The sequence below is a fragment of the Colwellia sp. BRX8-9 genome, from assembly GCF_014077245.1.
Lineage (GTDB): Bacteria > Pseudomonadota > Gammaproteobacteria > Enterobacterales > Alteromonadaceae > Colwellia_A.
Genome location: NZ_JACGVN010000006.1, coordinates 195,656 through 209,900 on the forward strand (window position 1 = coordinate 195,656; position 14,245 = coordinate 209,900).

General features: G+C 39.1%; 11 protein-coding genes and 1 pseudogene. 6 read left to right on the plus strand and 6 right to left on the minus strand.

Annotation, left to right across the window (positions count from 1 at the left end):
* The first annotated feature begins 2 nt into the window (after positions 1–2).
* Complete coding sequence (locus tag H4J70_RS07335; RefSeq protein WP_182221345.1) at positions 3–1,880, plus strand: putative nucleotidyltransferase substrate binding domain-containing protein; 1,878 nt, start codon at positions 3–5, stop codon at positions 1,878–1,880.
* 8 nt (positions 1,881–1,888) lie between these two features.
* Positions 1,889–2,593: an exonuclease domain-containing protein gene (locus tag H4J70_RS07340; protein ID WP_182250814.1), complete on the plus strand. Its 705-nt coding sequence runs from the start codon at positions 1,889–1,891 to the stop codon at positions 2,591–2,593.
* Positions 2,594–2,736: 143 nt separating this feature from the next.
* Here H4J70_RS07340 and H4J70_RS07345 read toward each other — a convergent pair whose 3' ends face one another.
* The 4 genes from H4J70_RS07345 to H4J70_RS07360 all read right to left on the minus strand — a co-directional run bounded on the left by H4J70_RS07345 (position 2,737) and on the right by H4J70_RS07360 (position 6,286).
* The gene (locus H4J70_RS07345) at positions 2,737–3,036 is read right to left on the minus strand and encodes a hypothetical protein (RefSeq protein ID WP_070375435.1); all 300 of its coding nucleotides are present in this window, start codon (positions 3,034–3,036) and stop codon (positions 2,737–2,739) included.
* A 209-nt stretch (positions 3,037–3,245) separates the two neighbouring features.
* The gene (locus H4J70_RS07350) at positions 3,246–3,497 is read right to left on the minus strand and encodes a YdcH family protein (RefSeq protein ID WP_070375436.1); all 252 of its coding nucleotides are present in this window, start codon (positions 3,495–3,497) and stop codon (positions 3,246–3,248) included.
* Positions 3,498–3,507: 10 nt separating this feature from the next.
* A complete protein-coding gene (locus tag H4J70_RS07355; RefSeq protein WP_070375437.1) occupies positions 3,508–3,822 on the minus strand; it encodes a TraR/DksA C4-type zinc finger protein in 315 nt (104 codons plus the stop codon).
* A 175-nt stretch (positions 3,823–3,997) separates the two neighbouring features.
* Positions 3,998–6,286, minus strand: a complete 2,289-nt coding sequence (locus H4J70_RS07360; RefSeq protein ID WP_182221344.1) for a DPP IV N-terminal domain-containing protein — start codon at positions 6,284–6,286, stop codon at positions 3,998–4,000.
* Positions 6,287–6,586: 300 nt separating this feature from the next.
* On the opposite strand from H4J70_RS07360, the gene H4J70_RS07365 reads away from it, so the two are divergent.
* Positions 6,587–7,633 (plus strand): DcaP family trimeric outer membrane transporter, encoded by a 1,047-nt coding sequence (locus tag H4J70_RS07365; protein WP_070375439.1) that lies wholly within the window; start codon positions 6,587–6,589, stop codon positions 7,631–7,633.
* Positions 7,634–8,641: 1,008 nt separating this feature from the next.
* Here the strand turns inward: H4J70_RS07365 and H4J70_RS07370 are convergent.
* On the minus strand, positions 8,642–10,990 hold the full coding sequence (locus tag H4J70_RS07370) for a Tex family protein (protein ID WP_182250815.1): 2,349 nt from the start codon (positions 10,988–10,990) through the stop codon (positions 8,642–8,644).
* Between the two features lie 198 nt (positions 10,991–11,188).
* Positions 11,189–11,830 carry a ribosome biogenesis GTP-binding protein YihA/YsxC gene (gene yihA, locus H4J70_RS07375; RefSeq protein ID WP_220465222.1) on the minus strand — a complete coding sequence of 214 codons (642 nt, stop codon included), beginning with the start codon at positions 11,828–11,830 and terminating at the stop codon, positions 11,189–11,191.
* Between the two features lie 203 nt (positions 11,831–12,033).
* Between yihA and H4J70_RS21005 the strand changes: the two are divergent.
* From H4J70_RS21005 to H4J70_RS07385, 3 genes and pseudogenes are all read left to right on the plus strand, one after another.
* Positions 12,034–12,660 (plus strand): annotated as a pseudogene (locus H4J70_RS21005) (c-type cytochrome); the annotation flags it as partial.
* On the plus strand, positions 12,655–13,266 hold the full coding sequence (locus tag H4J70_RS21010; protein ID WP_220470368.1) for a c-type cytochrome: 612 nt from the start codon (positions 12,655–12,657) through the stop codon (positions 13,264–13,266). The pseudogene H4J70_RS21005 and the gene H4J70_RS21010, both read left to right, overlap by 6 nt.
* Before the next feature lie 197 nt (positions 13,267–13,463).
* On the plus strand, positions 13,464–14,087 hold the full coding sequence (locus tag H4J70_RS07385) for a cytochrome c (protein WP_070375442.1): 624 nt from the start codon (positions 13,464–13,466) through the stop codon (positions 14,085–14,087).
* Positions 14,088–14,245: the final 158 nt, after the last annotated feature.

Genomic DNA, 14,245 nt, shown 5'->3' on the forward strand with positions numbered 1-14,245 from the left:
ATATGGATCATGAACTCGCCGAGATTAGTGCTTTCCTTCAAGCGATTCCGCCATTCGACACCCTACCCGAATCGGTGACGTTACAATTAGTCAAAGAAATAAATATTTGCTACGTAAGGGCCAAACAACCGTTGCCACCTAATGGTATCGAGGAGGCGCGTCTTTACATCTTACGCAAAGGTGCTTTGGTTTATACCGACCATAATGGCCAGTTAGTGGGAAAATATACCGAAGGTGAAATTTGCAGTGTTTTTTGTCGACCCGCACAACGCAATGAAGTGGAGGTAAATACTGAAGAAGACACTTTACTGTACAGTCTTGATTATCAAACTTTGCTGTCTTTAGTTGCAGACTACCCACAAATAGACGCTTTTTTCATGCAAACAGCTGCAGAGCGTTTAAAAGGGAAAATGAGCAAGGTTAATGAAGACGCGATTATTAATTCTTCACTGATTAATAACCCCATTAGTCAATTTTATCATCAACCAGTATTAACCATTAAAAGTCATCAAAGCATACAAGAAGCGGCGCTAAAAATGACTGAAAAAGATATTTCTTGCCTAGTCGTCATCGATGATAAAGAAAGTGGTGTCGGTGCACCCGTTGGTATAGTAACCGATAAAGATATTCGTCGACGTTGTGTCGCTGAAGGGTTAAGTTTTACCCTGCCAGTCAGCGAGATTATGACCACAGATATGGCAACGTTACCCGAGCAAAGTAGCGCTTATGATGCGCTTATGTTGATGACTAGCAAGCGTATTCACCACCTTCCTATTACTGGCTTTAGTGATTCTGGAGAGTATGGCGAACTAGTGGCGATGGTAACTATCACGGACTTAATGAATAATGAAGGCCACAATGCCGTCAATATCACCAGTATTATTCGTAAAGCGGCGACCATTAACGATTTGATCCGTATCAGTAAATTAATACCAAAATTACAAATTCGTATGGCTAAACTCGGCACCAGCGCTGATCATATTGGTAAAAGTATTAGCGCGATAACGATGGCATTTACGATTCGAATTATTGAAATGTCAGAAAAAATCAATGGTAAAGCGCCAGTTCCCTATGCATGGGTAGCTTGTGGTTCTCAAGCAAGACAAGAGCAGCTTGCTCATTCTGACCAAGACAATGCTTTAATTATTTCTGATCAGGTACAACCTGAGCATGAAGCTTGGTTTGAAAACCTCGCCTCGTTTGTTTGTGATGGTCTTGCTGCCTGCGGTTTTATCTTGTGTCCTGGCGATATCATGGCTTCAAACCCTAAATGGCGACAACCACAAAAAATGTGGCATCAATATTTTGAGCAATGGGTGAATACTCCAAGCCCACAGGCGTTACTCAATGGTAGTGTCTTCTTTGATTTTGCTACAGTACATGGCGACGATTCTTTACTTAACGAAGTACGTAGCAAGCTGCTGGCAAAAACCAAAGGTAATAGCTTATTTCTCGCACACTTGTCTAGAAATGCTTTGATGCTGAGGCCACCACTGGGGTTTTTTCGGGATTTTGTGTTAATTTCTGATGGCGAGCATAAATCGAGTCTAGATATTAAGCACAATGGTATAGCGCCGATTGTTGATCTGGCAAGAATTTATGCGCTAGCCGAAGGGATCGCATCAGTGAACACTATAGAGCGCCTTAGAAAAGCAGCCGGAAGCCCTTCTATTTCTAAAGAGTCGGCGGCTAACTTAATTGATGCTTATGAATTTTTAGGCATATTGCGTTTAGAGCACCAAGCCAATTTACTACAAGCAGGTAAAGAGCCAAATAATTACTTGTCACCGAAAAAATTGTCTAAGCTCGAACGTGAACATTTAAAGGATGCTTTTAAAGTCATTAAAGCATTACAAGATAGCAGACAGTCAACGTACTAAGGTTAAATATGCTCAGCAATCAACCCTTGCTTTATTGGTTACTCGGTTATGAAGCTCAACGAAAACGTGCTTGGGCGCGAGCGCCAGAAGGAGCCTTAAAAGATTTTCTTGCTGTTAGTTTTCCTGAACCTGATACGCCATTAAATGATATTGAAATTTTGTCGGTTGATTTTGAAACCACTGGCCTTCATGCCATTAACGATAAGTTACTGAGTGTTGGCTTTATTGGCATAAAACAGCAGCAAATATCATTAAAAGACAGCTACCATCAAATCATCAAAACGAAGGATGATCTTAGCGCAGATAACGTTATTATTCATCAAATAACTGATCAGCAAAAAGAACAAGGCGCGCCATTAAAAGAGGTGGTTGAAGCCTTACTCAAAGCTTTGGCTGGAAAAGTAATGTTGGTACATTTTGCTCGTATTGAAAGACAATTCTTGCAACAAGCTTGTTTGGAACTTTATGGAGTAGCGCCACCTTTTCCGATGATAGATACCCTAATGATAGCAAAGCGTCAACTTGATAAAAAGGATGTCGCTTACGACCCCTCAGAATTAAGATTGTCAACTTTGCGCCACGCTCATGGCTTGCCAAATCATTTTGCCCATAACGCTTTAAATGACGCTATAGCTACGGCAGAACTGTTGATGGTACAAGTCAGTGAAATGTCTGATAACAACTCACTTAAATTGCACGATTTATTATTGTAATTTCGGCTCAATGAACCCATAAAAACTAACGGCAAGTAAATCTGTTGAAGGCAACCGTGATATTTTCAAGGTGAATATTACTTTTGAACAATACCCCTGACAACTTACTACCGCTCTTATTTGAAATGGCTTATGGTGACCGTTTAGGCTTTATCAACGGAGGTTGATGTAGACTTAGCATTGGCCTTGATTATTTCAATATCTACTTTATCAATAAGTAATAAAACGTCTGCTAATTTTTTTCTTAAATCAGCAGAGAGCTTGTTAGGGAAGCTACATTTTTTGGCGACAGAAAGTGATTCTCTGCGGATAACGATGTTAAGTAAATTCTGAATAGAGTCGGTATTTGATAGTGCTAATGCGGGGAGTGGTTTTTCAACTGCTTGATTAAAGGTATCGTACGCTTCTTGTAATGCTACTTTTGCTTGTTTTAGTCTAGCCATGTAACCACCTATTTTATTGTTATTAAGGGCCTATTGGTGTTTATCACGATTAATCAAAACACCTATGGCCCCTTCTACAATAAATAGATTTGAAACTTTGTCTAGTGTTATTCGTTAGTAATTAAACGATTGCAGTAGTGTTAACGTTATCATCTTGCCTTGAACCTATAGCTAACCTTAGTTTCATGCTCTTACTTGACGATAAAATTTTAGGTGGTTAATTTCGCTTTTTTGATGATGGTAAATAATTCATCTTTTAAATGTAAGCGCTGCTTTTTTTGTTGATCGAGATATTCATCCGAAGTATTTTCAGCCCCTTGTTCAATGTGATGTACTTCTTGATCGAGCTCGTGATATTTTTTGAATAAGCGAGCAAAATGAGCATCATTCATTTTTAGGCTGCGTATTTCATCAGCAAATTCTGGAAACTCGTGGTGTAAATCATGTTTTTCTATTATCATTTTTTATCCCTTATGTTGCGCAATTAATACAAGTTGTTGTGTAAGGTAAAGCGTGTAATCTTTCGATGTTTATTAAGGTGTTACAGCTTGAACAAAAGCCATATTTTTTATTTTCTAGACGATTTAATGCGGCAATAACATACTTTAGTTCAGCTTTTGCTTGGTGATGAATTTCATCTAGCACTTCATCATTTTCGGTTTCGGTTGCTTGTTCAGCAAAGTCCTGTGAGCGACCTTGGTGTAAATCAGCTTCAATAGCACTTATGCGATGCTCTAGCTGAGCTTTTTTCTCTGTTAAGGAGGTTAATATTTCTTGATGAGTCATGTCATTTTCCTTTAAACGATAAGGGCTATGACTTTATTTTATGGCAACGTTGGCTAATTGTTTTGATCTAGCGCAAGTGTAAGCGAATAATTGGCAAGCTAGGGCTGATAAAAATAATGTAATGCCAATAAAAAAGACGCAGTAAGCGTCTTTTTTATTGGGTTATAAAGCTGTTTTATTTAGAAAACTGAAACTCTTTGGGTGGCGTTGCTCCCATTAAATGTTCAACAAAATAATCCCAACGTTTGCGCATCATGTAAGGTTCACGCGCAAAACCGTGGCCGCGATTAGGTAACATCAACATATCAAAATCTTTGTTAGCCTTAATTAAAGCTTCAACGACAATTAAAGTATTGTAAGGTGGTACATTGGTATCGGTTGTACCGTGAGCGATCAATAATTTACCTTGCAAACTGTCAACCGATAACTGGTTTGCTTGGCTGTCGTAATTGCTAATGCCTTCTTCATCTATAACTTCAAGACCATGGTATTTTTCGCCCCATTCATCAGCATAGTTACGGTTATCATGATTACCTGCCTGTGATACGGCTACTTTGTAGAAATTTGGAAAAGTTAATAACGCACGAGTTGATGCGAAACCACCGCCAGAATGACCCCAAATACCAACGCGTGTTACATCAATCCAATTATGACGCTTAGCTAACTGTTCAATGGCAGAAACTTGATCAGGAATACCACTGTCGCCCATGTTGCCATAATAAAATTCATGGAAAGCTTTTGAGCGACCCGGTGTACCCAAAGCATCAATTTCTATAACAATAAAGCCTAACTCAGCAATTGCTTGATTATCGCCACGAGAGCTACGAAAATGACGGCCACGAATACTACCTACTTGTGGACCTGGATATAAATAATTAACTACAGGGTAAGATTGGCTGGCGTCAAAATTTGTTGGCTTGTACATTAAACCATAAATATCATTTTCACCGTTTCTGTCTTTAACAATAAATTCAACCGGTGCTTGCCAGCCAGACGCTTTTAATTGGCTAATATCCATGGTTTCTATGGTCAATTCTTTGTTATTACTAACGGCACGTACTCGGCTTATTTCAGCGGTTGTTGGTGTTGCCGCGCGGTCTAAAAAGTGTGTGCCGGCTTTGTTTAACGTAATGCGATGGTGCTTTTTCTCGGGTGTTAATAAGGTTAACTCAGAGCCATCTTTGTTAACGCTGTAAAGATAATGGTAATAAGGGTCACTGCCTTCTTTGCCTGCGCCAGTGAAAATAAGCTTACCCGTTTGTTGATCAACATGGAGTAATTCGATAACCGTCCAGTCACCTTGGGTAATTTGTTGTTTAACTTTCCCCGTTGCTAAATCTATTAGGTATAAATGTCCCCAGTTACTGCGCTGAGAAAACCAAATAGCCTCATTACTTTTTTCTAAATACTGCCAACTAATGCCATCGACACCTGATTCAAAAAAGCTTTTTTGTGTTTCTGACATAACAAGCTTAACTTTACCGGTTTTAGCATCAGCAATTTTCAACGTGGCAGTTTTGTGATCGCGCGTAGAAGAAACAAAGGCAAATGTTTTACTATCGTCAGCCCAATCTATGTCTAATAGTTCGCCGTTACGTCCAGCTACATGGTCGGTGATTGTTGAACGGTGAGCATCGGGTGCCATATCAAGTGGCGTGACCTTTTTACTTTCAACGTCGATAACGACACGATGAATAGCAAATATATGTTCATCACCCGGTAAAGGATACTTCCAAACGTCAATTGTTGGATGGCCAACTGCGGTTGACACTATGCCCATGTCACCTACGTTGCGGCCATCATGCTTAAAGGTGGTTAATTTTTTTGAGTCAGGCGCCCAAGTCACTACGGGAGAATCACGACGAACCCAGCCAGCATTATTGGTTGCATAGCCAAAGTCTTTAATACCGTCAGTGGTGAGTTGGCTTTCTTTATCTGTTATTAAATCACGTAACCATAGATTATGATCGCGAATAAAGACGGCACGTTTACCATCAGGTGATAAGTTTTCCGCACTTTTTTGGCTTAGTTCATCAAGCTGGCATAAATAATGAGTTAAATCACATTGGTAACTCTTTGCCTTTACTGAAAATTTGATGTTGTTTGCAGATATAAACTCTACTTGAGTGAAAGGGAACTTATCGTGATTTACTTCGCTATCAGTAATGCGAGCAAGTGATTCTGCTAATTTTTTATGATCGAATGCGAGAGATTTTTTCTGGCTATTAATATCAACTTTAAAAAATTTATCGCCGTCTTCAGTATGGCTGCGGTATACCAAAGTGTCATTGCTTGACCATAACGGGTAGTCAACAGTACCTGTTACTAACTTACTGGTATAGCTTGATAATTGTTGTTCAGCTTTTTTATAGTCGTCAACGCTTAGTTGTTTTGCCGACAACAGGGTTGGTGTCAGTGCAGAAATAATTGCAACGCCACTGGCAAGAATAAGAGATTTTCTCATCTAAATTTACCTTTTTTCATTATTAGTTATTCACTCGAGGATAATACAAGCAAAGCTATGATCAGCCTAACATTTCCTAACCGCTTCAAGTGTAATTATCGTTAAATATACAATTTTATAAGATGAAAGAATCGTTTTTAACAGGCAAAAAACATCCCCTTTAGACTTATGTCTAATTTCTAAATAGCGATTAACGTTTTAAGTTATATCCATAAAATAAAAATAAAACGATAAAAAGTAGCCAAAAGATCGTATCTGCAGTTTTTCTGAGGCTAATACACAACAAACGGGGATAGCAAAATGTTTAACAAGAAAAAGCTTCTATTAGCAACAGGATTATTCGCACTGGCTGGCACAGCAAATGCGGCTTACGAAATTAAATTAGACAACGACGATAGTATTACTTTCGGTGGTTACATCAAAGCCGACGCACGTTACATCGATGGTACTGTTGCAGCAACTGATTATTGGTATGGTAGTGGCACGGCACTAGACAATAGTATTTCTAATTTTGGTATTGCGGTAAATGAATCACGCATTAATACTAAATATAAACATGGTGATTTAACCGGTTTTATTGAAATGGATTTCTATGGAGACGCTGTTAGAGGAGGGGGTAATGAAATTATCTCAAATTCGTCAAACCCACGTATTCGTCATGCATTTATTAAATATAAAGATCTATTAATTGGTGACACTTGGTCAACTTTTGTTAACACCAGTGCACTTGCAGAAGCCGCTGATTTTGGTGGTCCATTGTTATCGGCAGCTTTTATTCGTCAAGGACAAGTTCGTTACACTATGGGTAACTTTCAGGTCTCTGTTGAAAATCCAGAATCATATGGTGGTGTCAGTGGCAATGATTCTATGCCTGATGTTATTGCTCGTTATAATTTTAAAGGCGATTGGGGTAATGTCGCTATTGCCGCGGTAGCCAAACGATTACAAACCGTTGGTGGTAATGAAGAATCAGCACTAGGTTATGGTATTTCAGGTCGCATTAATACTTTTGGCAAAGATGACTTTCGTTTTCAATTTCATGGTGGTGAAGTAGGTCGCTATATTGGCGTAACCGCATCAAAAGATTTAATTGGCGAAGAAGTTGAAGAAACAACCTCAATCAGCGTTGCATACCGCCATTTCTGGACCGAAGATTTACGAAGCACGGCCTTTTATGGTAACACCACTACAGAAGTTGCAGATTATGACCGTACACATTGGGGCGTAAATTTATTTAAAAATGTTACTCAGCAATTATCCTTTGGTGTTGAAGTGGGTAATTTTGAAATGGCAGATAAAAATGTTGATTCTGACTACTTACAATTTTCAGCAAAATACGTTTTATAAGTATACCGTTACATAAAAGCAAAGAATTCACACGTTTTGCGTTAGTTGACCTCCTATTCTGAGGTTTTTTGGGGAAGCTTTTGCTTCCCCTTTTTTATGTACAGTATAGCGAGGTGGCATGGATGCCAAAGAACGCATATGTCATCCTAATACAAAAACAACCGTCCCAAAAACCGTCATCCTGAATTTATTTCAGGATCTAGTGTTATGAATATAGCAAGAAGCACAGATACTGAAACAAGTTCAGCATGACGGAGTCTTTAGCATAAACTCAACATGAAGCAGTCTTTAGAATAAATTCAGTATGACGAGGTCTTTAGCATAAATTGAACATAACCAAGTCTTTAGCATAAATTGAACATGACCAAGCCTTTAAAATAAAAAACCGTCATCCTGAATTTATTTCAGGATCTAGTGTTATGAATATAGCAAGAAGCACAGATACTGAAGCAAGTTCAGCATGACGGGGTATTTAGCATAAACTCAACATGAAGCAGTCTTTAGAATAAATTCAGTATGACGAGGTCTTTAGCATAAATTCAACACAACCAATTATTTAGAATAAAAGACCGTCATCCTGAATTTATTTCAGGATCTAGTGTTATGAATATGGAAAGAAGCACAGATACTGAAACAAGTTCAGCATGACGAAGTATTTAGCATAAATTCAGCACGACGAAGCCTTTAGCATAAATTGAACATAACCAAGTCTTTAAAATAAAAAACCGTCATCCTGAATTTATTTCAGGATCTAGTGTTATCAATATAGCAAAAAGCACAGATACTGAAACAAGTTCAGTATGACGAGGTCTTTAGCATAAGTTCAGCATGACGAAGTCTTTAGCATAAACTCAACATGAAGCAGTCTTTAGAATAAATTCAGTATGACGAGGTCTTTAGCATAAATTGAACATAACCAAGTCTTTAGAATAAAAAACCGTCATCCTGAATTTATTTCAGGATCTAGTCGTTGATACTGATAACTTCAGTACCAACATCACCCCTCTACTACTTTTTAAACTTAGCAAAGGCATCAGCAAAAGCGTTACCCATAGCGGCATTTTCACTCTTTTTAGCGGGTGGCTTTGTATTACGTTGCGGGTTTGGCTTAGCTGTTTTGGGTGTGGTATTTTGTGAACGAGGCTGAGGCTTATTCGTCTGTTGGTTTTGTTCTGGCTTGGTGGTCACTGTTTCATCTAAACGCATAGATAAGCTAATGCGTTTTCTAGCCGCATCAACTTCCATTACTTTTACTTTAACAATATCACCTGCTTTCACAATTTCACGTGGGTCGCTAACAAATTTGTCAGTAAGTGATGAAATATGTACTAAGCCATCTTGATGAACACCTAAATCGACAAAGGCACCAAAATTGGCAACGTTTGAAATAACACCTTCAAGTACCATGCCGACAGTTAAGTCATTAATGGTATTTACACCTTCTTTAAACTGTGCAGCTTTAAAAACAGGTCGAGGATCTCGGCCGGGCTTTTCTAGCTCACTAATAATATCTTTAAGCGTTAATTCGCCAATATTAATATCGTTGAGATCTGTGATATTAATTTTACTTAATTGTTCACTATTACCGATTAAATCACTAATGTTGCTATTAAGATGGGCAATGATCTTTTCAATAACTGGGTAGCTTTCTGGATGAACACCTGAATTGTCTAGTGGATTTTTACCACCTGAAATACGTAAAAATCCCGCTGCCTGTTCAAAGGCTTTAGGACCCAAACGCGCTACTTTCTTGAGTTCTTTTCTGTCATCAAAACGACCATGTTCGTCGCGATAAGCAACGACGTTATCAGCCATCGTTTTATTTAATCCTGAAACTCGTGTTAATAACGCAGCCGAAGCACTATTTAAGTCAACACCGACATTATTTACACAATCTTCTATGACATTGTCGAGGGTTTTACTTAGCTGGCTCTGACTTACGTCATGTTGATATTGACCAACGCCAATCGCTTTAGGGTCAATTTTCACTAGTTCAGCTAATGGGTCTTGTAAACGCCGTGCAATAGAAACCGCGCCACGAATAGAGACGTCTAAATCTGGAAATTCTTTTGCGGCAAATTCTGAAGCAGAATAAACAGAAGCACCTGCCTCACTGACCATCACTTTTTGTGGTTTATTTGCTTCTAATGCCTGAATAACCTCTGCCGCGAGTTTGTCACTTTCACGTGAGCCAGTACCATTACCTATCGCGAGTAATTCAACTTTGTGTTGTTGGCATAAATTGACTAAGGTTCGTACTGATTTTTCCCAATGATTCTGTGGTGCGTGTGGGAAAATTGTCGCGGTTTGTAATAATTTACCGGTAGCATCAACAATCGCTAATTTACAACCCGTTCGCATACCTGGGTCTAAGCCTAGTGTCGTTTTTGCACCAGCGGGCGCAGCCATTAATAAATCACTTAAATTGGTGGCAAAAACTTTTATCGCCCCATTTTCTGCTTGTTCACGTAAATTACCCAATAGTTCAGTTTCTAAGCTTAGGCTTAATTTTATTTTCCATGCCCAGCGTACCACTTTAGTGATAAATTCTGCACCAGCTTGTCCGGTTAAACGCAGATTGTAGTGCTCACAAATAATTTGTTCGGCACTTGAGTACTGACTATCTTCTTGGTTTGGGTCTACGTTAATACTGAGTTGTAATATTTTTTCATTGCGACCACGCAACATCGCTAAAGCACGATGTGAGGGAACATTTTTTAATAATTCTGAGTGCTCGAAATAGTCGCGATATTTAGCGCCTTCTTGCTGTTTGCCTTTAGCGACAATACTGGTTAAATGTGCTTGCTTTAATAAATGCTTACGCAGCTTTTGTAATAAATTGGCGTCTTGAGCAAAACGTTCAATAAGGATATAAATAGCGCCCTCAAGGACTGATTTTTCATCGCTAAAACCGGCATCATTATTGATAAAAGTTTTTGCTTCAATTTCTGGCGTTAACGCCCAGTTATTATAAAGGTTATTGGCAAGCGGTTCTAAACCCGACTCTATGGCTATTTGGCCTTTAGTGCGACGCTTAGGTTTAAACGGTAAATATAAATCTTCTAAACGGGTTTTGTTGTCTGCGGCTTGTAATTCTTTTTCTAATGCTGGCGTTAATTTATCTTGTTGGGTGATGCTGGTAATAATGACTTTTCGACGATCTTCAAGCTCACGTAAATAACTTAAACGTTGATCAATGTGACGCAGATGATTATCGTCTAACCCTTGAGTTACCTCTTTACGGTAACGCGCAATAAAAGGTACGGTTGCGCCGTCATCAAGCAAGTTAATTGCTGAAGTTATCTGAGCGGTTTTAACGTTAAGTTCTGTTGCGATGAGTTCAGCAATGGTAGCCATTAATTGACGAGCCTTTTTGAAAGAATAAGTTTTAAAGCACTATGTTGCCATGGTTTGATAGCAGCATCAATTTGCTTGTTAGGTTTGTGGGTGAAGATTAATGATTGAAAAATGAATGTTTTGTTTATCGCGTTTTTCGTATGAAAAACATTAGCCAAGTTAGACCTTAGTAAGGTCACTTGGCATTAAATGGCGATGCTAAAACTCTTCACTTTCGGGAAGGTCTGTTGGTAAATCGGCAGACAACCACTTACAAATTAGGTCATTTGCTGTTTCTAACCCCGTATATTTTAATGATGAAAAAGCTTGTACGGTAATATCTGCATTTAACGATGCTAAGGCTTTTTTTACCTGAAGCACTTCAGCACTTCTTTTACCTTGTGAAAGCTTGTCGCATTTTGTTAATAACGCCAATATCGGTAAATCACTGTCCGCGGCCCATTGGATCAAGTCCATATCAAGATCTTTTAACGGATGACGAATATCCATTAAAATAACTAGGCCTTTTAAACAATCACGTTTTTCTAAATATTCGCCAAGTGCTTTTTGCCATTTTTTCTTCATTTCAATCGGCACTTTGGCAAAGCCGTAACCGGGTAAGTCAACCAAACGTCTGTTAGGTGCGACTTCAAAAATGTTAATAAGCTGCGTTCGACCCGGTGTTTTACTGACACGAGCTAAACCACGTTGGTTAGTTAAGGTATTTAGTGCGCTTGATTTACCCGCATTTGAACGTCCCGCAAAGGCCACTTCTATACCGTTGTCTTCAGGCAAGCGACGAATATCCGGCGCACTTAAAGTGAAAGTGGCTTTACTTAAATGAATAACAGGTGATGACAAAATGGTGTCCAATAACAAATAAAAAAAGCATTATATCTTTTTTTTCTCGTGAAACAGTAAAAAGTGTCATTTTTTAAGCTTAATTTTTACTATGCTTATTACACCGTGATGATATTAGTGTAAAATATGACTAGTTTTTTATATTCATCCGTTTATTTTTTAGTGAATACTTAATCAATAGTAATAGAGCAGAGAGCCATTCAATGAATAAAATTATTTTTTCGTTAATTCTTGCCGTAACGAGTATTAATGTCGCGTTCGCAGCAACCGGAAGTGTTGATGCAGGTAAAAGTAAAGCAGCTATGTGTAGTGCTTGTCATGGTGCTAATGGGATTGGCGCAAGTGATGCGTTTCCTAACTTAGCGGGTCAGCATGCTGCCTATATTGTTAAACAACTACAAGCCTTTAAAAGTGGTACACGTGTCAACGCTATGATGGGACCAATGGCTGCTGGCTTATCCGATCAAGATATGGTTGATATCGGTGCTTACTTCTCAAGTTTAGATAGAAGTGGCGCAACCGTTTCAGTTGAACTTGCTAGCATGCATTCAGCTCCGGCTGCTGTAGTAGAAACTGTTGCTTATGTTGGCAATGCTAGTGCAGGTAAGAGCCTTTACGAATTAGGTGATGCTTCACGTAATATTGCTAGCTGTATCGGCTGCCATGGTAAAGAGGGCAATAGTCAGGTACTAATCAACCCTAATTTAGCCAACCAACATGCCCAGTATATCGAAAAGCAATTATATGCTTTTAAAGATAAAACGCGCATTAACTATGCAATGAATCAATTTGCTGGTGCGATGACCGATGAAGATATTGCCGATATGAGCGCCTATTTTGCTGATACCAAGGCCGTTGCTCATGTAAAACCTAAGCGTGTTACTAAGGTTGCGATTATTACCGAAGAAGCTATTGCCGGAAAAGCAAAGTCAGCAATGTGTAGTGCTTGTCACGGTGCGGACGGTAATAGTTTAGTGCCTATGTATCCAAAATTAGCAGGACAACATGCGGAATATACAGCTAAACAACTAAAAGAGTTTAAATCTGGTGTGCGTGAAAATGCGGTAATGGCAGGTATGGCTGCAGCCTTGTCTGAACAAGACATGGCTGAATTAGGCGCATATTTTGCTAGTCAAAAACCGACGCCAGGTAATGGCAATGGCTCTGAACTAGGGCGCAAATTATACTTTGGTGGAGACCCAGCTCGTGGTATTACCGCTTGTATCGCTTGTCATGGCGCAACGGGTAAAGGTGTTGCAAAAGCTGGTTTCCCTGTTGTTGCTAATCAAAGTGTTGAATACTTAACTGCACAGTTAATGAGTTTTAAAACCGGTGAACGCAATAATGATCGTAATGGCATGATGGGAAATATAGCTAAACGTTTGAAGAAAAATGACATGGATGCATTAGCGCAATACATGTCTTCAATGAAATAAAGCACGGTTAAAAGAATATTTTTAAAAAAGCAGCTTAATAAGCTGCTTTTTTATGCCTGCTAAGTGATCAATAAATTAGTCCGATGGGTATAACTTGTGTAAACTGTTTGATATTGAAGACTGCAGTGCCTAAGGTAATAACCTTACCAATCATTGCTAGCCACATTTAATTATCTACATATATAGAGAGCTCATTGATGAAAAGAATACTACTAAGCTTGGTTTTATTAGGAACAAGTGCACTAAATATCAGCTATGCTGCCCAAGGTAATGTTGATGCCGGTAAAACAAAATCTGCAATGTGTGGAGCATGTCACGGTGTTGATGGTAATAGCTTAGTACCTATGTATCCTAGTCTGGCTGGACAAGGTAGTAGCTATATCGCGAAACAATTAGCTGACTTTAAAACGGGGCTAACTTCGGGCGGAAAAGAAGGTCGTGTTAATGCAATTATGGGTGGTATGGCCATGGCATTGAGCGAACAAGATATGCTTGATTTAGGCGCTTATTATAGTGCACAACCTGCAAAATATGCGGGTGGAGCAACCAGTGATGTTGGTAAAAAGCTATATTTTGGTGGTGATATAGAGCGTGGAATTACCGCTTGTATTGCTTGCCATGGCGCTGATGCAAAAGGCATGTCACAAGCTGGTTTCCCAGCTCTGGGCGGACAAAATGCAATGTACTTAACTGCTCAGTTGGAAAGTTTTCGTTCGGGAGCTCGCAACAATGACAAAAATGGCATGATGCGAAATATTGCTATGAAGCTAGAAGATGCAGATATTGCCGCCTTAGTGCAATACATGTCGACGATAAAATAGTCGCTTATAGCGAGTTCTGAACATTGTCTTTATCTGCCATCCATGGCACTAAGACATACCGTTCATCCTGAACATCGTCTTTATTTGCCATCCATGGCACCAAGACATACCGTTCATCCTGAACATAAAGCAGCTTAATAAGCTGCTTTTTTATTGGC